The sequence below is a fragment of the Psychrobacter fulvigenes genome (assembly GCF_904846155.1).
Classification (GTDB): domain Bacteria; phylum Pseudomonadota; class Gammaproteobacteria; order Pseudomonadales; family Moraxellaceae; genus Psychrobacter; species Psychrobacter fulvigenes.
In genome coordinates this window covers 2931223-2952905 of sequence record NZ_CAJGZP010000001.1, presented here as the reverse complement: position 1 = coordinate 2952905, position 21683 = coordinate 2931223, and the positions used below count along the sequence as shown (strand labels likewise).

General features: G+C 44.5%; 13 protein-coding genes and 1 pseudogene. 10 read left to right on the top strand and 4 right to left on the bottom strand.

The features are described 5' to 3' along the window. Positions 1–236: 236 nt before the first annotated feature. The 4 genes from JMX03_RS12480 (at position 237) to JMX03_RS12465 (ending at position 9500) form a co-directional block, all read left to right on the top strand. The gene (locus JMX03_RS12480) at positions 237–1331 is read left to right on the top strand and encodes a hypothetical protein (protein WP_201597126.1); all 1095 of its coding nucleotides are present in this window, start codon (positions 237–239) and stop codon (positions 1329–1331) included. Between the two features lie 653 nt (positions 1332–1984). After that, positions 1985–6448 carry a glutamate synthase large subunit gene (gene gltB / locus JMX03_RS12475; protein ID WP_201597124.1) on the top strand — a complete coding sequence of 1488 codons (4464 nt, stop codon included), beginning with the start codon at positions 1985–1987 and terminating at the stop codon, positions 6446–6448. 163 nt (positions 6449–6611) lie between these two features. Then, positions 6612–8033, top strand: a complete 1422-nt coding sequence (locus tag JMX03_RS12470) for an FAD-dependent oxidoreductase (RefSeq protein ID WP_201597122.1) — start codon at positions 6612–6614, stop codon at positions 8031–8033. 231 nt (positions 8034–8264) lie between these two features. Next, entirely contained in the window at positions 8265–9500 is a 1236-nt protein-coding gene (locus JMX03_RS12465) for an FUSC family protein (protein WP_201597120.1), read from the top strand. 112 nt (positions 9501–9612) lie between these two features. On the opposite strand, the gene JMX03_RS12460 is transcribed toward JMX03_RS12465, so the two are convergent. Further along, positions 9613–10749: an ABC transporter substrate-binding protein gene (locus JMX03_RS12460; protein WP_201597118.1), complete on the bottom strand. Its 1137-nt coding sequence runs from the start codon at positions 10747–10749 to the stop codon at positions 9613–9615. A 232-nt stretch (positions 10750–10981) separates the two neighbouring features. Between JMX03_RS12460 and JMX03_RS12455 the strand changes: the two genes are divergently transcribed. The 4 genes and pseudogenes from JMX03_RS12455 (at position 10982) to JMX03_RS12440 (ending at position 15496) form a co-directional block, all read left to right on the top strand. Further along, positions 10982–11245: a hypothetical protein gene (locus JMX03_RS12455; RefSeq protein ID WP_201597116.1), complete on the top strand. Its 264-nt coding sequence runs from the start codon at positions 10982–10984 to the stop codon at positions 11243–11245. A 310-nt stretch (positions 11246–11555) separates the two neighbouring features. Beyond that, on the top strand, positions 11556–13175 hold the full coding sequence (locus JMX03_RS12450) for an AbgT family transporter (protein WP_320158306.1): 1620 nt from the start codon (positions 11556–11558) through the stop codon (positions 13173–13175). Positions 13176–13385: 210 nt separating this feature from the next. Then, a pseudogene (gene tnpB / locus JMX03_RS12445) lies at positions 13386–14533 on the top strand (IS200/IS605 family element RNA-guided endonuclease TnpB). Positions 14534–14851: 318 nt separating this feature from the next. Continuing rightward, positions 14852–15496, top strand: coding sequence for a hemerythrin domain-containing protein (locus JMX03_RS12440; protein ID WP_201597114.1), 645 nt, complete (start codon positions 14852–14854; stop codon positions 15494–15496). A gap of 34 nt (positions 15497–15530) precedes the next feature. Here the strand turns inward: JMX03_RS12440 and JMX03_RS12435 are convergent, their stop codons facing one another. Beyond that, entirely contained in the window at positions 15531–16367 is an 837-nt protein-coding gene (locus tag JMX03_RS12435) for a Cof-type HAD-IIB family hydrolase (protein WP_227695743.1), read from the bottom strand. 257 nt (positions 16368–16624) lie between these two features. Here JMX03_RS12435 and JMX03_RS12430 point away from each other — a divergent pair, with 257 nt between their 5' ends. Together JMX03_RS12430 and JMX03_RS12425 are read left to right on the top strand one after the other, a co-directional pair. Next, the gene (locus tag JMX03_RS12430) at positions 16625–17227 is read left to right on the top strand and encodes a hemerythrin domain-containing protein (RefSeq protein ID WP_227695741.1); all 603 of its coding nucleotides are present in this window, start codon (positions 16625–16627) and stop codon (positions 17225–17227) included. Between the two features lie 89 nt (positions 17228–17316). Next, the gene (locus JMX03_RS12425; RefSeq protein ID WP_201597112.1) at positions 17317–17853 is read left to right on the top strand and encodes an REP-associated tyrosine transposase; all 537 of its coding nucleotides are present in this window, start codon (positions 17317–17319) and stop codon (positions 17851–17853) included. 264 nt (positions 17854–18117) lie between these two features. Here the strand turns inward: JMX03_RS12425 and JMX03_RS12420 are convergent, their stop codons facing one another. Then, entirely contained in the window at positions 18118–18708 is a 591-nt protein-coding gene (locus JMX03_RS12420; RefSeq protein ID WP_201597110.1) for a hypothetical protein, read from the bottom strand. A gap of 79 nt (positions 18709–18787) precedes the next feature. After that, complete coding sequence (parC, locus tag JMX03_RS12415; RefSeq protein ID WP_201597108.1) at positions 18788–21100, bottom strand: DNA topoisomerase IV subunit A; 2313 nt, start codon at positions 21098–21100, stop codon at positions 18788–18790. Between the last annotated feature and the right edge of the window lie 583 nt (positions 21101–21683).

Below are 21683 nucleotides of genomic sequence, written 5' to 3'. Positions count from 1 at the left end.
ACTTAGTGTACTATCTGCGGTCGGTCGCCTTGTAGCGATTTTAAAATTCCTTGACTATAGCGAATGCTTCGGTCTTCATAAGTAGGATATATGTGTTTTTCATTAGCCATATGTAGTCTAAATTAACGCTGACAACCTATCAGGTGTTATGATAGCGCTAGCCCTCTAATAAATACTTTAATTGTTATTAGCATTATTATTAGCGCGCTTTATTCTATTTTTTAAAGGAAACATCCATGGCCGCACCGAGCTCATCGACTCGTTCTGCAAATAAGTCCTATCGTCGCCAAGCTCTCATTTGGTTGATGATGACGTTGCTGCTTGGCGTAATCACCGCGCTGATTTGGATGTTCAGTCAGACGCCAGCCATCGGTGCCAAGATTGAAAATGCACCCATATCTGCACCAGAAGAGTTAAGTACTGAGCTTAAACAGCCTTTATCTATAGAATCTCTGCATGAGCTTGATACCGACGTGCAGCCCATCAACTTTGAAGACACCATTCGTGATTTACGCAATTATCCTGACGAGTTTAAGGATAAGAGCTTTTTGGTCGCTAACAAAGGTAAGTGGACGGTGCAAGTGATGAACGTCGCTGAACATGAAGTGATTGTTAGCTACTTAGAGGGGCGTGATGATCGCAAGAAGTTCTCGTATTTCCGTTATCGTGATGATAACAATCAAATACGCTATATGCTGACTTATGGACTCATGAGTAGCCCGCAAGAGGCAGCAGGAGCCGCCAAATTAGTAGATTTTGGCTTACCTGCAAACGTGCGTGTATTGCCAGAAGAAATCAACCGCTATGTCGGTATTATCGATAACTATGAGCGTCCTAAGCCGATTAAGGATCTCAGTACCAGACGTTCGCGTTCGGTTAGGTTGCAGCCTACCAAGAATGAAGTTCCTGTCCGTCAAGAAGCTGAGCCAGTTGAGAATACGACAGCCAATAACCAGACAAACAAGAGTGTTGAGAGCATTCGCGAATCAGAAGATACTTCCGACACTTTAGTCGTCAATGAAGAACGGACAGTGGTTACGGAAGGTGAAACAGTAGAGCCCGCTGCGCCTAAGAAAGAAGACGCATCTGGTAAAACTGAGCAAGAGACAAAAAATCTACCAGTCGTACCTACGCCACCTGCACCCAAACCATCAAAGAGTACGGGTAATAACGCTGATAAAAACAGCAACAGCTCAAACGATAACAGTAGTAATAATAAAACCAGTGCTGCTCCGACTACGAAAAGCTCAAATAGTGATGCTGCTAAAAACAACAGTGCTAAAAGCAACAACGACAGTATTAAAGAGTTGATTGAACAAAAAACTGATTAACTTTTTATGAGCCTGTATAGATTTATAGCGAACCCGCAAGACAGTATCTTGCGGGTTTTTTTATGATGTAAAATCGCCCTTATTTGGGGTTTCTAAGAGTGACCGAATAAAGTAAAAGGACATACACTTGCTAAGCAGGTCAGAAAAAAGACTAGATTTTTTGTCAAGTATTCACTAAGATAACTGTGGGCGCCGTTCTGTATAATTATCGTAAATGGCCGCATTTGTAGTATCTATTTAAAAGGTCTTACAAGTTATACAAGGCGTCTATATTATGATGCCGTTGCTCAAGCGCTCCTACTTGCTTTTTAAATTGAACGTATGACAAGTGGTACAACTCCTCTTATTACTCTCTTTCTTAAGGTCGTTAAAGCGCTTGAACATAGAGCGTCCTATATTCAAATTCAACCAAAAACTAGGCCGTTAGCCATTCAATCATCGCTGAACGCTAAGCGACCTAGTGACCCTTCGCTATAAAATAAATGAGAAAGTGACCATTATTTAATTACTTTCTAAGCGCTAGCGCTTATGGTTAAACGCGCCATTTATTTATTCGGTTGTGTGAATATTTAGTTAGCCCGCTTTGCCTACGGGTATCAGCTTATGTGCCGCATTGGATATATAAGTTACCCGTTCACTAAAAAGGACTAGCCATGTCAATGATTTCCTCCCATACGCATTTGGCCACGCCAGATGACTTCTCTGATAACTGTGGTTTTGGTTTGATCGCTCACATTGAGGGTGAAGCCAGCCATGACTTGGTAAAAACCGCTATTCATAGCTTAAGCTGTATGACTCACCGCGGCGGCGTTGCTGCTGACGGTAAAACTGGTGATGGCTGTGGTCTATTACTTGCCAAGCCTACTGAGTTTTTTAGAAATATTGCTACTGAACAGCAATTAACCATTACGGATAACTTTGCAGTAGGCATGGTGTTCGTCAATTTAGATGATGCTAAAGCCAAGCATAGCCAGCAAGTACTAAGCGATGAGATTACTGCGCAAGGCTTAGAAGTTGCTGGTTGGCGCGATGTACCGCTTGATTTAAGTATCGTTGGTGAGATTGGCCGTGAGACGCTGCCTGATTTCAAGCAAGTTTTTGTCAATGCTCCCGATGATCTAGCTGCAGACGATTTCAACCGTAAGTTGTTTGTCGCTCGTAAAAAAGCTGAGCAGCGCTTGGCGGCTGATGAGCTGTTTTATGTGTGCTCCTTGAATTGCCAGACTATCATTTATAAAGGTCTGGTAATGCCATCAGATCTGCCAGCGTTCTTTTTAGATTTACAAGATGAGCGTTTGGCCTCACATATTGTCGTTTTCCATCAGCGTTTTTCAACCAATACCCTGCCTCGTTGGCCGCTCGCGCAGCCATTTCGCTATCTGGCACACAATGGTGAGCTTAATACCATCACAGGTAACCGTAACTGGTCTGAAGCACGTACGCCAAAATTAAAATCAGACAAATTGCCCAATTTAAACGAATTAACCCCACTCGTGAATAGTACTGGCTCTGACTCATCAAGCTTAGACAATATGCTTGAAGTGCTGATGTCAGGTGGTATGAATCTGTTCCATGCGATGTCGATTTTGGTACCGCCCGCTTGGCAAAATGTCGATAGCATGGATATGGACTTGCGCGCGTTTTATGAGTTTTATTCGCAGCATATGGAAGCGTGGGATGGGCCAGCAGGTTTGGTGATTCAAGATGGACGTTATGCGGTCTGTATGCTCGATCGTAATGGTTTGCGACCTTCGCGATGGGTGACGACTAAGAACGGTTATATCACTGTTGCCTCTGAGGTTGGCGTCTGGGATTACGCGCCAAAGGATGTACTGGAAAAAGGTCGCGTGGGCCCGGGTCAAATGCTGGTCATTGATACGCTAACGGGTCAAATTTTAGATACCAAAGCCATTGCCACCTTACTTAAGAAGGCTCATCCCTATCGTAAATGGCTGCGTGAAGAAGCGAAACGTATCCGCGATGATGAGCGTCTAGAAGAAGAGCTAGCAGCGCAGGCATGTCGCGGTGAGCCGCTCAAAGCACTGCAAAAAATGTATCACATCACCAATGAAGAGCGTACCGAAATCATTCGCCCCAATGCCGAAAATGGTCAAGAGCCAGTTGGTTCGATGGGTGATGATACGCCAATGGCGGTGCTATCACAGCAAATTCGCCATGTCGGTGACTTTTTCCGTCAGCAGTTCGCACAGGTGACCAACCCACCGATTGACCCGCTGCGTGAATCTATCGTGATGTCGCTACAGACTTGTCTTGGTGCTCAAACCAATGTCTTTGCACCATCAGAAAAAGATGCGCACCGTATTATCTTGTCGTCGCCAGTGCTATCAGCCAGCAAAATGCAGCAGCTTGAAGCCTTGGATGATCCAGCGTTTCAAATGGCGCGTATTGACTTAAATTATGATCGCAACCTAGAGCTATCTGATGCAATCACTGCTATCTGTGAGCAAGTGGCGAGCAGCATTCGTGCGGGTCATACACTGATTGTATTGTCTGATAAAAATATCGCTGCAGATAAAGTGCCTGCCAACGCCATTATGGTGACGGGTGCGGTGCATCATTATCTCATTGCCCAAGGTATTCGTACTGATGCCAACTTAATCATTGAAACAGGTTTGGCGCGAGACTCGCATCAAGTGGCGGTATTGATTGGCTTTGGTGCGACCTGTATCTATCCATACTTAGCTTATGATGTGATTGAGGACTTGGTTTCCACTGGTGAGCTACTTGGCGATCCGATTCAAGCACGGGTTAATTTCCGTAAAGGTTTGGATAAAGGCCTGCTAAAAATCTTATCAAAAATGGGTATCTCTACCATTGTCTCTTATCGCGGCGCGCAGTTATTTGAAGCCGTTGGGCTCTCTGAAGAAGTCGTGAGCATATGCTTTAAAGGCGTACAAAGTCGCATTAAGGGCGCTACTTTTGCAGACTTGGCTGCTGACCAAGCACAGCTAGCGGCTAATGCCTTTAAACGCCGCGTGCCACTGGATCAAGGGGGTTTGCTGAAGTTTGTGTTTAACAAAGAGTATCATGCCTTTAACCCCGATGTGATTAACAGCATGCATGCAGCAGTTCGTACTGGCGATTATGACAATTATCGTCAATATGCCGACTTGGTCAATAGCCGTCCGGTGGCGACGCTGCGAGATTTACTGCAGCTCAAAACTGACAATGCTATTGCGGTCGATGAGGTTGAGGATGTCTCGCAGATTGTATCGCGTTTTGATTCTGCTGGTATGTCGCTTGGGGCACTATCACCCGAAGCTCATGAAGCAATTGCCATGGCCATGAATACCATCGGCGGGCGTTCAAACTCAGGGGAGGGCGGTGAAGATCCCGTCCGTTATGGCACGCTGCGCAACTCAAAAATCAAGCAAGTGGCCTCTGGTCGTTTTGGTGTGACGCCTGCGTATCTACGCTCTGCTGAAGTGATGCAAATTAAAGTAGCGCAGGGAGCTAAGCCTGGTGAGGGTGGTCAGCTGCCTGGTGGCAAGGTTAATGCTTTGATTGCACGCTTGCGTTATTCTGTACCTGGGGTGACGCTCATATCACCGCCGCCGCATCATGATATTTATTCTATTGAAGACTTGGCGCAGCTGATTTTTGATTTGAAACAAGTCAATCCAGATGCCTTGGTATCAGTTAAATTAGTCTCTCGTCCAGGCGTTGGTACTATCGCAACCGGTGTGGCAAAAGCATACGCTGATTTGATTACCATCTCAGGTTATGATGGCGGTACCGCAGCTTCACCGCTGTCATCTATCCATCATGCTGGCTCGCCTTGGGAGCTAGGTCTAGCTGAGACCCATCAGTCGTTAAGAGTCAATGGTCTACGTGATAAAGTGCGTGTGCAAACCGATGGTGGTCTCAAGACAGGCCTTGATGTGGTAAAAGCCGCCATTCTTGGCGCAGAAAGCTTTGGTTTTGGTACCACACCAATGATTGCCGTTGGTTGTAAATACTTGCGCATTTGCCATCTTAATAACTGCCCGACGGGTGTCGCCACTCAAAAAGCAGAACTACGTGACAAGCATTTCATCGGTGAAGCTGAGATGCTCATTAACTTCTTTAAGTTTGTAGCGACCGAAACGCGTGAATGGCTAGCAGCACTTGGCGTACGTAGTATGGAGGAGCTGGTCGGACGTACTGATCTGCTAGAAGTGCTAGAAGGTAATACCGATAAGCAGCGTCATCTTGATTTAACGCCGTTATTGTTTAGCCATCCAGCCAGTAGCGGTAAAGCGCAGACTTGTCAGGTTGAGCGTAATGAGCCATTTGATAAAGGCTTGCTGGCGGAGCAGATGATCAATGATATGCTGCTCAATATTCGTCAGGGTAATGGCGGCGACTATAGCTATTATGTCGGTAACTGTGATCGCTCTATCGGCGCCCGTATCTCAGGTGAGATTGCGCAGGTCTGGGGCAACCTTGGTATGAGTGATATGCCAATTAAGCTGCATCTGACTGGTACTGCTGGGCAGAGTTTAGGCGTCTGGAATGCCGGCGGTCTAAATATTGAGCTTGAAGGTGATGCCAACGATTATGTCGGTAAAGGCATGGCAGGCGGTGAGATTGTTATTTATCCACCCAAAGATTCAAGCTTTAGCGCGCAAGACACAGCCATCATCGGCAACACCTGTCTCTACGGCGCAACAGGCGGTAAGCTATACGCGGCAGGCACGGCAGGCGAGCGTTTTGGCGTGCGTAACTCTGGCGCGCATGCGGTCATCGAAGGCACAGGCGATCACTGCTGTGAGTATATGACAGGCGGTATTATTACTGTCCTTGGGCGTACTGGCCTTAACTTCGGTGCGGGGATGACGGGCGGCTTTGCTTATGTGCTTGACATGGAAGGCGACTTCTTTGATCGCTGCAACCATGAGCTGATTGATTTGAACCGTATCTCAAGTGAGCAAACTGAGGAACATCGGATTCATTTGCAACAAGTGATCGAAACTCATGTAGATAAAACAGGCAGTGCTTGGGGTCAGACCATACTGGCTGACTTTGAGCATTATGCTCGCAAGTTTTATTTGGTCAAGCCAAAAGCGGCAAATATTGCGAGCCTTCTAAAAACCACCATGGCTGATCCACAGTAGCCAATAATAGGTTTTTACAGACGTTTTAATACATAGGTTTTCAGCAGGTAAGTGACAGTAATGATAGATCCATTAATGATAGGTTCATCAATAATAGACACATTTTGCGCACGATTGATGAAGCATCGTCAACTGTCACTGCCCACTATAGAGAGATAGCATCATGGCAAAACGCTTAGATAATAGTTTTCAGTTTTTAGATGTACCACGGCTTGAGCCGACCAAAAAAGACATCGCCACGCGCTCAACGGAGTTTGTGGAGATCTATAAACCATTTGAGAGTGAGGCGGTCGCGCAGCAGTCGCATCGCTGTTTGGAGTGCAGTAACCCCTACTGTGAGTGGAAGTGTCCCGTACATAACTACATTCCCAATTGGCTCAAAATGGCCGCCGAAGGGCAAATCTTTCAAGCGGCAGAATTGTGTCACCGTACCAATACTTTGCCTGAGGTTTGCGGGCGCGTCTGCCCCCAAGATCGCTTGTGCGAAGGTGCCTGTACCTTGAATGACGGCTTTGGTGCAGTGACGATTGGTAATGTTGAGAAGTACATTAACGATACCGCCTTTGCACTTGGCTGGCGACCTGATATGTCTGATGTGGTTTGGACGGACAAAAAAGTCGCTATCATTGGTGCAGGGCCGGCAGGTCTTGGCTGCGCTGATATTTTAGTGAGAAATGGCGTCAAGCCTGTCGTTTTTGATAAACGACCTGAAATCGGTGGCTTGCTAACCTTTGGCATTCCAGAGTTCAAAATGGAAAAAGATGTCATGCGCAATCGCCGTGTCATCTTTGAAGACATGGGCATTGAGTTTCGCCTTGAGACAGAAATCGGTACCGACGTTAGTATTGATGAGCTGGTAAGTGAGTACGATGCCGTATTTATGGGTATGGGTACTTATACTTATATGCGTGGCGGCTTTGCAGGCGAGGAGTTAGAAGGCGTTTATGATGCGCTGGATTACCTGATTGCCAACGTCAACCGCTGCAACGACTGGGAAAAAGATGTTCGAGAATATATCGATCTCAAAGGAAAAAGGGTGGTGGTGTTAGGCGGCGGCGATACTGCGATGGACTGTAACCGCACCAGTATTCGCCAAGGCGCCGAAAAAGTGGTTTGTGCTTATCGCCGCGATGAAGAAAATATGCCTGGCTCGCGTCGTGAAGTCGTCAATGCACGCGAAGAGGGCGTTGAGTTCTTATTTAATCGTCAGCCGACAGAAATTATAGGTCTAAACGGTAAGGTCAATGCGGTAAAGGTCGTTACGACGCATTTGGGCGCACCAGATAATCGTGGTCGCCGTCGTCCTGATCCAATTCCCAACTCTGAAGAGATTATCCCTTGCGATGCGGTCATCATGGCCTTTGGTTTCCGTCCTAGCCCTGCTGACTGGTTTGAGGCGCAACAGGTGACTATGGACAGCTCTGGTCGGGTATTAGCAGAGGAAGAACAGACTTTTAAGTTCCAAACCAATAACCCCAAAATATTTGCCGGCGGCGATATGGTTCGCGGTTCTGATTTGGTCGTGACGGCTATTTGGGAAGGTCGCGAAGCGGCAGAGGGTATCTTAGATTATTTAGAAGTATAATAGTCAGCTTTATCGATAGCCATGCGCTAGCTTATAAGTGCTTTTTTCTTAATATGTGCTAGCATGCTTTGCTGAGTAACTTCTCTTATCTTTTGAGCGTCTTTTATCTTCATGAATAGATAAAAGGCGTTATTTTTTTGATAAAACCCAGTGAAGTGTTTAAGCTAATGAACATTAAGCTGATCATTACTTGACTGCATTTTTATCTAACCATTAAAAGAGATACCTTGTGTGAAACCGAAACTTTGGCAACGATTTACCGCACCGCTTATTGAGCCTTATGCGCGCTATCAGCATGCAGATATACTACATGCGATACGTCTGGGCATTGCTGTTTTAGCAGCGTTACTGATAAACAGTCTTTTTCATATACCCTATGGTGAGTGGGCAACCATTACCGTGTTCGTTATTTTAGGGCTGCTGCAATATCAAGGCGCGATTTATACCAAAGCTAAGGAGCGCATATTAGGGACGCTGCTTGGGGTGATAGTGGGCTTAGGATTCTTATGGCTGAGTCAAGACATAGGAAACTGGCTGTGGTTGTACTATTTATTGATTGGTATCATTAGCGGTATTATCGGTTATATCGCCATCAGGCAGCTTGGTTATATCGGTCTGCTGACAGGCATTACCATGCTGATGATTGTGTCTAGCCCTGATCAAAGTAATGTCGTCACAGATGGTCTATATCGGGCATTTAATATTCTGATAGGAGCAGGGGTGGCGGTGGCTGTCACTTTAGTACTGCCGCTAAAATCCACTCTGATGTGGCGTTTCTTATTAGCCAGTAACCTTGAGGCATGTAGTAAATTATATGCAGGGGTGAGTGAGCATATTGAGGCTGATACTCCCGAGTATGAGCCCTCCAAAAATGACAAAGGCACCAGTTTTCCAGATATTACTTATCCTGCCAGTAGTAACATGCCTGACGTGCCGGTTAATAAAGACTTAATTCGAGAGTTAAAGGAAATCAACAAGCGCCTGCTGGCAGTGCGTCCGCATATGGCAGCGACGACGAGTGAGTCTGGTATCGATAAAGAGACGATTGAGAGTATTCAACGTACCCATCGAAACATTATTGGTACGATTGACTTACTATTAAGTGCGGCACCGCGCTTAGCCAGTATTGAAATCGATGACAACAATCATGTGCTGCTGACTCACTATCAAAAAGAGCTCACCGAAGCCATGCAACATATGGCTGCAGTACTGCGTAGCCCAAGCGATCAGTCGTTTTGCCCCATCACTCATATTGTCGTGACGGATTACCCAAGTGTGCAAAACTTGGCTTTTGAGTGGCAAGGGTATTTTTGGTTGACTCAGACGTTACAAGCGCAATTGCAGCGCTTGAGTGATTTATTACAGTCTACTAATGAACAATGGTTTTCTGCTTCTGGTCTGCGTTATCAGCGCCGTGAGCGTCGTAGGATCAAAGAGCACGGTGGAGATACAGATTTGGGTTTGTAGCCAAGTGTACTTTTCTGAGCCATCTCTTCTGAACCATAAAAAAACGCTGACCATGAGATCAGCGTTTTTAGATGTATCTTAGTATTTAGGGTCAATACATAGTTGTTATATATTAACGCCCTGTTTTTAGCTTATCCCAATACTGCTGATAGACTTGTAAGGCATCATCACCGACATCTTCTTGAAACTCAGCTTTGGCCAATACGTCCTGAGGAGGATAAATCGTAGGGTTGTTTTTTACCTCGTCTGGCATCATCTCGCGTGCCGCCACGTTTGGTGAGGCATAACCAATCTCTTCACTGACGATTTTGGAGTTTTCAGGACGCAGTAGATAGTCGATAAACTTATGTGCTGCGTCTACCTGCTTGGCGTTCTTTGGAATGACAAAGTTGTCCATCCACAAGATGGCGCCTTCAGAAGGATACTTATAGACTAAGCTGGTCAGACCTTCATCATTGGCGGTGATAGCTTCACCATTCCAAGTCATACCAACCGAAGTTTCACCTTCCATATAGGGCATACGTGAAGCATCTGAGTTAAAGGTTTTGACATTGGGCATCAAAGTGGTGAGCTTGTTGTAAGCGGCTTCGATCTCGTCAGGGTTGGTACTATTACCTGAATAGCCAAGGGTGAGTAGTGCCATGGCAAACACTTCGCGCATGTCATTCATCAGCATGACTTGACCTTTAAACTCTGGACGCCATAGATCATTCCAGCTATTCACGGTCGCAGGGTCGACAGTATCTCCATTGATCGCCAGACCCGTGCTGCCCCACATATAGGGGATTGAGTATTTATTTTCAGGATCGACTTTAGTATTGGTAAATGAGGTATCCAAATTCTCAAAGTTACTAAGCTTGGATTTATCCAGCTCTTGTAATAGGCCTTCATTAGCCATCTTTTCGACATAGTAAGTTGAGGGAACCGCTAAGTCATATTGACTAGAGTCATCAAGCAGCTTGAGCTTGGCATACATCGCTTCGTTAGAGTCAAAGGTGGTGTAATTGACCCGAATGCCTGTCTCTTCTGTAAAGCCGTCAAGAATCTCTTGGGGCATATATTCAGACCAGTTATACAGGTTTAGGGTTTCATTGCTGCTAGCCGTACTGTCAGTAGCGGCATTATCCGAGTTGCTACAGCTGGCAAGCGCCAAGCCGACAGCCATGGCTAATAATGCTTTTGGTAGCAGACTGCCGACACGAGTAACGGTAGTTTGTGAGACTGAGTGAGATGATGATAAATGGGGCAAAATACCTCTCCTAACTAAGTAAGATGAAAAAAACTGGCGTATGAGTCACGCCCTATATGAGTAATTATACAGTTTTGCTAATGACAGTTGGGGGTTTAATGGCTAAAATCTTGTATGACACGCCCTAGTATAAAAACGCGATAGTATTGACCTCGCTAACTCTATTTTTGCTGATCATGCTAAGGTATGTCCCAAAAATGACAACAGACCCTAATTTTATAAGAGAGACGAGATGAATAACCGTAAACGTACCGGTGTTTTGACTGCTTTACTTGGCGTAGTGGGCTTTATGGCACTGTTTAATTCTGGCTCACCGACGCCTATCTTGAACTGGCCAGTTGAGACTTACATGGGACTGGCATTTACCATTGGTTGGCTTAGCAATATGCCAAACTGGTTGGCTTATGTGCTGGCGGCTGTGGTACTTATGCTCATGATCGTAGGGTTTTATAAAATCGGTGGGTGGACTTACGGCCTGATAGCAAATAAGCGCTAGATGCCAAAATACTCAGGTGCCGCTCTATGTTTTATGACAGATAATGTCTATTTATTACTGATTTAATTCTCAGATGCTGTTGATTGGCGATGGTTTGGAGTTATTCCAACCCATCGCTTTTTTTCTTATTTTAGTCTGAGGCTCTTTAATCTTTGGTTTATACATTAACGACTATTGCAAACAATTTGTTTTATAAGCCAAAAAAGTTTGTTTCTGTTTCTGAACTATGTTTCAATCGCAATCTTTTATTAACGTTTTCATATGTTTGAAACATACTCACTTTACATAGGTCTTGAATGGAGTAATGGCTATGCAGGGAAGTAATTCGCCAGATGGCAGTCCGCCACAGGATAATTTTGATACAGCAGCGCAAAGCTCTCGCATGCAACGGTTTTTAAAAGGGGTGGAGTGGCTTGGTAATTTGCTGCCACATCCAGTCATTTTGTTTGTTTGGATGTCTGTGCTGCTGTTGGTTCTCTCAGCAGTCATGTCTTACTTTGGTGTATCGGTGATTGATCCGAGACCAGAAGGCACCAGTGGTCGTAGCGCCGATGGTATGATTGAAGTCGTCAACCTATTGAACGGTGAAGGCTTAGCACGTATTGTTGAGAATTTAGTCACCAACTTTACGGGCTTTGTGCCACTTGGGACGGTACTGGTCGCCTTGCTCGGTGTCGGTATCGCTGAACACTCTGGCATGATATCAGCCGCCCTGCGTGGTCTGGTCATGAATGCGCCCAAAAAGATGGTCACCTTTACCATTGTGTTCGCTGGCATCATGTCAAACACAGCGGCAGAGCTTGGCTACGTGGTATTGATACCACTGGCAGCGGTTATCTTCCACTCGCTTGGTAGGCATCCGCTAGCAGGTTTGGCAGCGGCATTTGCTGGGGTATCAGGGGGCTATAGTGCCAACTTATTGCTCGGTACGGTAGATCCTTTATTATCAGGGATTACCCAAGAAGCGGCACGTATCATCGATCCAGCTTACACCGTTGGCGCAGAGGCCAACTGGTACTTTATGATCGCCAGTACCTTTTTGATCAGTGGTCTGGGTTATTTTGTCACCGAAAAAATCGTTGAGCCAAGCTTGGGCAAATATAATCCTAACGATGCAGACGATGCTTCTGTATTAGAGACGCAAATCGAAAAAGTATCGTCAGTTGAGAAAAAGGGACTGCTGTGGGCAGGGTTAAGCATGCTCATATTTTGCTTATTGCTGGCTTGGACAGTGGTGCCTGCAGATGGCATCTTGCGTAATGCAGAGACTGGTCTGGTATCGGGCTCGCCATTCTTAAAAGGCATTGTGGTCTTTATTTTTGTGTTCTTTGCGGTACCAGGTTATATCTACGGTAAAATTACGGGTAGCATCAAGAGCAACCAAGATGTGGTCGATGCCATGAGTAACGCCATGAGCTCATTGAGTATTTATATTGTGCTGGTATTCTTTGCGGCACAGTTTACCGCATTCTTTAAATGGTCGAATCTTGGCTCGGTAATGGCAGTATCTGGTGCGACCTTCTTAAGTGATATAGGTCTCACTGGGCCTTTATTGCTAGTTGGTTTTATCATTATTTGTGGTCTGGTCAACTTGATGCTTGGTTCGGCGTCTGCACAGTGGGCAGTGACCGCTCCGATCTTTGTACCGATGCTCATGCTTACGGGTTATGCGCCAGAGATGATTCAAGCGGCATACCGTATTGGTGATTCGACCACCAATATTATTACTCCTATGATGAGCTATTTTGGTCTTATTTTGGCAGTAGCAATGCGCTATAAAAAAGACACAGGGGTCGGCACACTGATGGCGATGATGTTGCCATACTCTATGGCCTTCTTGATTGGTTGGACCATCTTGTTCTCTATTTGGGTGTTCGTACTGGGTCTCCCTGTAGGACCTGGTGCAGAAACCTTCTATCCTGCTCGGTAATTGCTATGTAAATAATCGCTAATAAGGTTCAGGCGTTATTTAAAAACTAAAACCCCTTGTCAGTTCATAGCTGACAAGGGGTTTTTTAACATTTCAGCGCAGAATTCCCCTACTTCTAAAGTAGTGGTATGAATGTGTTATTGGTAACTACCCTTACTCCCTATGGTATTATAATTAATAATTATAACGCCAATTAACAACAAGCTCCTTATGACCAAGCAAATCCTAAAGGCCTATAAAGTCAGGCTGTACCCCAATGAAGCGCAGCAAATATTCTTTGCCAAATCATTCGGCTGCACACGCTTTATGTGGAATAGGATGCTTAGTGACAAGATTGATCATTACAACGAGCATAAGACCGAGCTTAAAAACACTCCTGCACAATACAAAAAAGAGTTTGAATGGCTAAAAGAAGTCGATAGTCTGGCACTGGCTAACGTCCAGCAAAATCTTAGAGCCGCTTATAGTAAATTCTTCAAAGGTTTTGGCTTCCCAAAATTCAAAAAAAAAGGACAACGCGATAGCTACACCACCAATAATCAAAAAGGCACAGTAGCGGTCACAGCTAACAGCGTCAAACTGCCTAAGATTGGTCATATCAACGCCAAATTCCCAAGTGTTATTAATGGCTTAATCAAGTCAGCGACCATCAGTAAAGAGCCTACAGGTAAGTATTTTGTCAGTTTATTGGTTGAAACGGTTGTCGAACCATTCACTAAAACACACTCAAAAGTAGGTATTGATTTAGGCTTAACCGACTTTATCGTCTTATCGGATGGCACAAAAGTGGCTAATCCTAAGTTTCTATCAAAGCTGCAAAATAAGCTTGCGCGGGAACAAAAGATTTTAGCCAAACGACGAGAGGGTGCTAAAGCCGCCAATCGCAAATTATCAGACAGTCGCAACTACCAAAAGCAAAAAATCAATGTCGCCAAAGTCTACGAGCGTATCACCAATTGCCGAAAAGACTTTCTACACAAACTCTCATTCAATCTCATCGAAAACCACGATGTGATTGCCATAGAGGATTTGAATGTAAGGGTATGGTCAAGAACAAAAAACTGTCCAAAGCCATATCAGACAGCTCATGGTCAGCCTTTACTACCATGCTGGCTTATAAAGCGGACTGGTACGGTAAAAAGCTAGTCAAAGTTGATAGATGGTATCCATCTTCTAAGACCTGCTCAGGCTGTGGGCACTTACTGACTAAAGCTGAGCTACCATTACAGGTGAGGACATGGAATTGCCCAAGTTGCTTGCAGGACAATGATAGAGACATCAACGCCAGTATCAATATCCTAAACGAAGGATTGAAGCTGGCAACACTCAAAACCGTCGGTGCGACGGGGTTAGCTTAGTCAATTTACCTAACCGCTGATACAAAACATCGTATCAAGTAGGGGTATTACCTAAGAAACCGCCACCTCTATAGGTGGTGGGTAGTTCATATGGGATGATCAATGATAGCCAAGGGATAGGTTGTTATTCAATCAAATAGCCTTATATATAAGCTACATAATTGATTGTTTGCATTTAATTTTATTAATAAGCTATTCGAGCTGCTTTAGTTTTTAGCCATCTTGATTCATAAGTGGTCATCAATAAGATTAAGATAAGGCTCAACGACAGAAATAGAAAAAACAGAAGATGCAAGAATACTGCATAAGGACGATACGATGGATGCTTGTACTGAAAATAACAGGGTTCAAAACAGCACCAGTCAGAACAGCACTATTAAAAATACAGCCACTCAATGCAATTTGGATGAGAGCTTGGTAAAAGTGTTGCCGCGTCATCCTGATAGTCGGCTCAAATCAGACTGGCTATTTCTATACGAAAAACTGCCCGCCAGTCAATGGTACGATACTGACTATGCGTACAAAACCGCTAGCTGGCTTGGAATACATCGCAGTATACGCAAACGTCAACGAGTCTTAGAGCAGCTAAGTGCAGAGTATCAAATGGGCGCACTGAACTGGTCGAACTATCGCTTGCAGATATTACCACGTATCGAGGATCACGTTTTTAAAGTGCATCAGCACCACAGTATTGAGGACAGAAGATATTTTCCGTATTTTTTGAGCCTGTACCCGCAGTTAAAAGCAGGGTTTGCGATATTAGAGCGCGACCATCTGCGTTTGGACGCGCTACTGGATGAGCTGCAAACGCTCAATAATGCCTTGGCAAACAGTGAAGATGAGGACAAGGCACTTGCAGAGCGCTTGCATCATACTTTGGTTGCCAGTAGCACTTTACTCTCGCATCATTTGAGCGATGAGGAGGACTTGGTCATTCCTATCTTAGGCTTGCGCCCAGAGTAAAGGCTATTAGCGTCTGTCATACTTTATAAGTTGTTTAGGACTGCACCGCTATCGATAAGCGTTCAAGTATCGCTTGTATGCCATGCTCCTCGATAGTACCAGTGACATAATCCGCGCGTTCTATGAGTGCAGGCTGAGAGTCGCCCATTGCGACGGCATAACCGACCAAGTCAAACATCTCTAAGTCATTCATACCGTCACCAAACGCCATGCACTCTTTTACATCGACTGCGTAATACTGGCAGAGATCTTTGATACCTCGCGCTTTAGACGCTTCTATCGGCAAGATGTCTGCACCTGTATTGTGCCAATGCACCAGCTTTAAATCATACTTAGCAAAATCGACGTCTTGCATTTTATCTTCTTGATTATTAAAAAATACCGAGCATTGATAAACAGGGTTTGAGCGGTAATACTCAGGATCAAGGATAGAGGTTGGAGTCTTGGCGTTATACTCGCGTATGCGCTCGTTTTCACTTGACCAAGCGATGTGAGTCGCAGAGTCAAACTTATAAATGAGACCGCTTTGTTTGCAAAGATGAACGACTTTATCGGTTTGCTCATCTGATAAAGGGTAGTGACTGATGACGCCGTCTTTATTAAAGCTGTATTGTCCATTCATACAAATGATGGCATCCAATATATCGTCAGCCAATAACGCCAAAATATCTGCTGGGATAATGGCTTTGGAGCGTCCTGTCGCAATGACCAGTTTAATATCAGCCTCAGCAAGCTGCTCAAGTGTCGCTTTGTTATGTTCGGCAATGATACCGTTACGACTTAAGGTATCGTCAATGTCAAAAAACATGATTTTAGGTGTCGGTATTCTATGGTTCATATAGGTATTGCTGGCTTTATCTATGATAAACATAATGGTCCTTTATATTTAAATTCTATTATTAATCTGTGCCAAAAATGATTGGCCTATCTCAAGTGATATGGTTTGGGTAGTAGAGTCTAAGCAGTATTGTTGTTTATTATGAGTCACTTCATTCTACATGACGACTGGCATAGCATGGGTTGGTTGTGACTAAATTGTGTAACAGACTTGCTCATGATTGTACCATCAGGGCATAACAGTCAAGAAAGCCAATAGCACCCGTAAAAGTAAGCAATAAGGATTATCTGATGAATAACTCATCTCAAAACACGGCTCGTAAAGATATGGTAAATAAAGACGCTGCAGACGACGATCTGTTTAGCATTACCCCGCGTCATCCTGACAGTCGGCTTGAGGTAGGCTGGTTGTTTTTGTACCACAAGCTGCCACCAGATCAATGGTTTGGCGCAGACTATGCCTATAAGACATCAGGATGGATAAAGGTACATACTAACATACGCAAACGCCAGCGTATCTTGCTACAGATTAGTACAGCCTATCAGTCAGGGGAGTTTGACTGGAGCGAGTATCGCAAGCGCGTCAGTATGCATATTCTCAAATTACATCAGCATCACGGGGTAGAGGACGCAGGGTTTTTTCCAGAGTTTATCGCTATGTACCCCAAGCTTGCGCCTGCCTTTGAGATATTAGGGCGTGATCATAAGCGTTTGGATGCGCTACTTGATGAATTGCAAGCGCAAAATGACTTGCTGGCAAGAAGTGAGGTCGAAGATAAAGCGCTTGCCGAGCAATTGCATCAGACTTTGGTGGATGCAACCAATTTGCTCTCGCAACACTTGACCGATGAGGAAGATCTGGTTATTCCTATTTTGGGGTTACGGCAGGGTTAGGGCTATTGGCTCTAGAACATCAACTTAGACCGTAGGCTGGGCTTTTAGCCCAGCATTTAAACTCTTTAAATACCTTGTAGGCATAATCCATGCGAACTTACATCAGAGATAAGACTAAAGGTGGCACTTACTTTCTGACTATGAATCTATCAAACCGCAAAAGTGAGCTGCTCACAAAGCATATCAATGAATTTCGTCAAGCCTATCGACTGACCAAACAAAACCATAATTTTCAACTTAACGCGATGGTATTGTTGCCTGATCATGTTCATATGCTCATTACTTTAGCAGAGGATAGCGACAATTACGCTGTCATTATCGCCAGTATAAAAACGCATTTTTCTCGTCAAATCAAAAAGTCTGCTAGTGAATTCATTAACCATTCTAGAATAAGAAGAAGAGAGCGAGGTATTTGGCAACGGCGATATTGGGAGCATAGAATTAGAGATGAGTTAGATTATCAGCGCCACATGGATTATATTCATTACAACGCGGTGAAACATGGTTATATCGCGCGTCCTATTGATTGGCCGTATTCGACGTTTCAAAAATGTGTGGAAGAAGGGCTTTATTCGTCTGATTGGGGTTGGGCGGGTATAGATGGGATTGAAGTTGATTATGATTGATTCTTGATTTGAGAGTTATTTTTTTTGGCATAGTTTTGCTGGGCTAAAAGCCCAGCCTACGTTAGCTAGCGGTGAGCTTATGATTTTTTCATTATTGGTCGTAGTTTGGGTTTTCTTTGCTATTAAGAAATGAAGCTTTGGGGTAGGGTGGGTTAGCGATAGCGTAACCCACCAAGGTTTTTCAAACTTAAATGGTGGGTTAGTTTTATCCGCACTCTCTGCGAGAGTTTAATAAAACTAACCCACCCTACGCAAACTGCTGTGTTAATTCAATCTAACTTTTTCTGAAAGCTTCCAGTTACCATAATCAGAGTTTTTGAAATTATATCGGTATTTTAAGCTAGGGCAACAGTTACTATCTTTAGGTGCAAATTCAAAAGACACCACTTCTAGTGTATTTGTTCTATTGTTGTAGCTGATGTCTTGAATAAACCTTGTATTTATTTCACTGACTTCATATAAGTCCATTAATAAATCTGAATTCGACATAGTGAAGGGTCTACTATCAGATATTCTTTGAAACTCGGTTAATGAATATCCATAAGTGCCACTACCGCCAGCACAGCCTACATCACCGCCCCATAGCACTAAAAAATTACCTGCAACCTTGCTGTCATCGAACATTTTATAATAGTTAATAGGGTAAACATTATTTACTGAGGCGAGGTTTTCTTCTGAGTCATCATCAAATGTTGTCATGCAAGCTACTGACTGTGCGTATTGTTTCGCTTTCTCCAAAACTTCATATTTGGTTTCATCTAATTCATACTGACTTACTTGATATTCTGTGTTTTCATCATATGCTATCGCTAGATTGCACAGTAATATACTTGAAAGTACTATTATCTTTTTCAAAACAACTCCTTAGATACTCTGAAATTGAAAGTGTAATATGGGTATATCCTCCAGTTTTTTAGTGCAAAAACCATACCAATCACCCAACCTCAACACTCGTCACATTCTGAAAGCCTCTTGGCAACTGCCCACCGCGATTGCCACGTTTGCCAGTATAGTTCGCCAAGTCCATTGGTTTTAAGGTCACATGACGCTTACCCGCAGTAATGACTAAGCTGTCTTGCTGACGTAATGGCGTAATGGCGAGCACTTCTTCATCACCTTTGAGATTAATCATCTTATTGCCCTTACCACGTGCCTGCTCAGGCAAATCGCTCAACTCAAATATCAGTAAGTATCCCGCATTGGTCACCACGGCGACATGGTCTGGTGTCAGGCTAGCGGCTTCTGTACCGTTGCCATCTTCTGATGTAGCTTCAGTAGCTGTTGGTGCGTCGATACGCGTGACAGGCAACAGCCGACTATCAGCGGCAAAGTTAATGATATTTTTGCCTGCTTTTTGCGTACTATCGAGATTGCCAAGTGTATTGATAAAGCCATAACCTGCCGAGCTGGCAAGGATGATGCGTTGATTATCAGCACCGGTTAATAACTGCTCGAAGCTGGCACCCGCTGGCGGTTTGAGTACGCTGGTGAGTGGATCGCCTTGACCACGGGCAGAGGCCAAATTGTGCGCCTCGATACTATAGCTGCGGCCTGTGCTATCGAGCACGTAGATTTTTTCATTGGATTTACCGCGCACGTGTGCCTGATACCCATCGCCTGAACGGTAGGTCATTCCAGTGGCATCGACGTCGTGACCTTTGGCGGCGCGTATCCAACCTGCTTTTGATAGTATCGCGGTAATTGGCTCGCTTGGCACCAGATCAGATTCTTTCAAAGCTTGCGCTTCTTCGCGTTCTGCTAGTGGCGAGACGCGCTCGTTGCCGTGCTCTTTCATGTCGGCAGTCAGCTCATCAATCATCAGATTGGTTAAGCTGTCTGGATTGTCCAAATACTCTTGAATAATGGCGCGTTCGGCAGCAAGCTCATCTTGCTCACGGCGCAGCTCAATCTCTTCTAGCTTGGCTAACTGACGCAGACGAATATCCAAGATAGCATTGGCCTGTATCTCAGTCAGATCATAGCCTTGCATTAATGATAATTTTGGATCGTCTTCTTCACGGATGATGCGTATCACTTCATCGATATTTAGATAGGCAATCAATAAGCCTGCGAGGATATGCAAACGCTTATCGATTTTGTCGAGACGATATTGTAATCGGCGCGTGACCACTGAACGGCGGCTTACCAGCCATTCTTCTAATATTTCTTTTAGGTTTTTGACTTGCGGCTTACCGTTTAGGCCGATCATATTCATATTGACGCGGTAATTGCTTTCTAGGTCGGTACTGGCAAACAGATGGCTCATGACACGCTCGACATCGACGCGACTTGAGCGCAGCTCGAGTACGATACGGCAGGCGTTTTCATGATCTGATTCATCATGAATATCAGTAATCCATGGCAGCTTTTTGTCGGTCATGAGCTTGGCGATTTGCTCTTGAATCTTATTACCTGAGACTTGGTAGGGGAGCGCATCGATGATGACAAGGTTTTTTTCTTTAGGATCTACATGAAAAGTCGCGCGCATTTTATAGCTGCCACGACCGCTCTCATACATGGCTTGCAAGTCTTTTTTACTGGTGATGATTTCAGCTGGGGTTGGCAAATCAGGCGCTGGTATCGACTGGGTGAGCTGCTTCACCGATAGCTCAGGATTTTTTAGCAGACGAATAGCCGCGCGTACCACTTCATTGAGGTTATGCGGCGGGATGTCTGTTGCCATACCGACAGCGATGCCTGTGGTGCCATTGAGTAAAATATTGGGCAAGCGTGCAGGCAAGGTCACAGGTTCTTGCATGGAGCCGTCAAAGTTATCTTGCCAATCGACCGTGCCTTGTCCTAGTTCTGCAAGCAAAGTATTGGCATAAGCGGACATTTTGGCTTCGGTATAACGCATGGCGGCAAAGGATTTGGGATCATCTGGGCTACCCCAGTTACCTTGTCCCGTAATCAGCGGATAGCGATAGCTGAATGGCTGCGCCATCAATACCATGGCTTTATAACAGGCACTGTCGCCATGTGGATGATATTTACCCAGCACGTCACCGACGGTACGCGCTGACTTTTTGGGCTTGGCAGTAGATTTGAGACCCAGCTCGCTCATGGCATAGACGATGCGGCGCTGTACGGGCTTGAGACCGTCAGCGATATTGGGCAACGCACGATCCATGATGACGTACATGGCATAGTTGAGATAAGCTTGCTCAGTGAACTCTGCCACAGAGCGGGTATCCATCGGGTCGCTTGAGAGAGTGGGGGCAATGGTATTATCAATAACATCGGACATAGGATAGGTTTCGCTTTTGGGTTTTTAATTGGTATGGTTGGTAGAATTGTTATTCAACAGACCCTAGTATGCACCGTCATGTATTTAGGTGGCGAACATAAAATAAAAATTAGATAGCGCTATCGTAAAGGATATTGTGTCAATAAAAAAGGTATAAGCCAGAATAGACGACAGTGCATGACGTTTAATAAGAAATAACGATTTCTTATAAGTAGTTTTTTGTTGGGTAAAATCTCTTATAGAGTGACAGTCAAAAGGTAAAGTATAATGGTAATTTAAGTCATGTCTTAGACACAAACTTAACCAGCTGACCGTAATTATATAAGCCATAAAGTTATGATAAATAATGAATGAGAGCACTTTATATCAACGCGATTATAGAAACAATTGCGTAACAATAATGCGCGGTGAACAGCCGTACACTGCTAAAAAACACGCTAATAAATGAGGGTGTATGCTAGTTATCTAGTTGATATTAATAGTAATAAAGCCCGTCAAGTGTTTTTGCGAACTCTAGTGCTTATTTTTTATATTGAGTAGTCTGTATAAAGTGTGTATGTTAAAGAATAACGGGGTATTTACC

What these genes read in the sequence shown, in the direction of transcription:
- JMX03_RS12435 (WP_227695743.1), bottom strand. Translation starts at nt 16,367, where the DNA reads ATGTTTATCATAGATAAAGCCAGCAATACCTATATGAACCATAGAATA.
- parC (WP_201597108.1), bottom strand. Translation starts at nt 21,100, where the DNA reads ATGTCCGATGTTATTGATAATACCATTGCCCCCACTCTCTCAAGCGAC.
- JMX03_RS12480 (WP_201597126.1), top strand. Translation starts at nt 237, where the DNA reads ATGGCCGCACCGAGCTCATCGACTCGTTCTGCAAATAAGTCCTATCGT.
- JMX03_RS12450 (WP_320158306.1), top strand. Translation starts at nt 11,556, where the DNA reads ATGCAGGGAAGTAATTCGCCAGATGGCAGTCCGCCACAGGATAATTTT.
- JMX03_RS12430 (WP_227695741.1), top strand. Translation starts at nt 16,625, where the DNA reads ATGAATAACTCATCTCAAAACACGGCTCGTAAAGATATGGTAAATAAA.
- JMX03_RS12440 (WP_201597114.1), top strand. Translation starts at nt 14,852, where the DNA reads ATGGATGCTTGTACTGAAAATAACAGGGTTCAAAACAGCACCAGTCAG.
- JMX03_RS12470 (WP_201597122.1), top strand. Translation starts at nt 6,612, where the DNA reads ATGGCAAAACGCTTAGATAATAGTTTTCAGTTTTTAGATGTACCACGG.
- gltB (WP_201597124.1), top strand. Translation starts at nt 1,985, where the DNA reads ATGTCAATGATTTCCTCCCATACGCATTTGGCCACGCCAGATGACTTC.
- JMX03_RS12455 (WP_201597116.1), top strand. Translation starts at nt 10,982, where the DNA reads ATGAATAACCGTAAACGTACCGGTGTTTTGACTGCTTTACTTGGCGTA.
- JMX03_RS12425 (WP_201597112.1), top strand. Translation starts at nt 17,317, where the DNA reads ATGCGAACTTACATCAGAGATAAGACTAAAGGTGGCACTTACTTTCTG.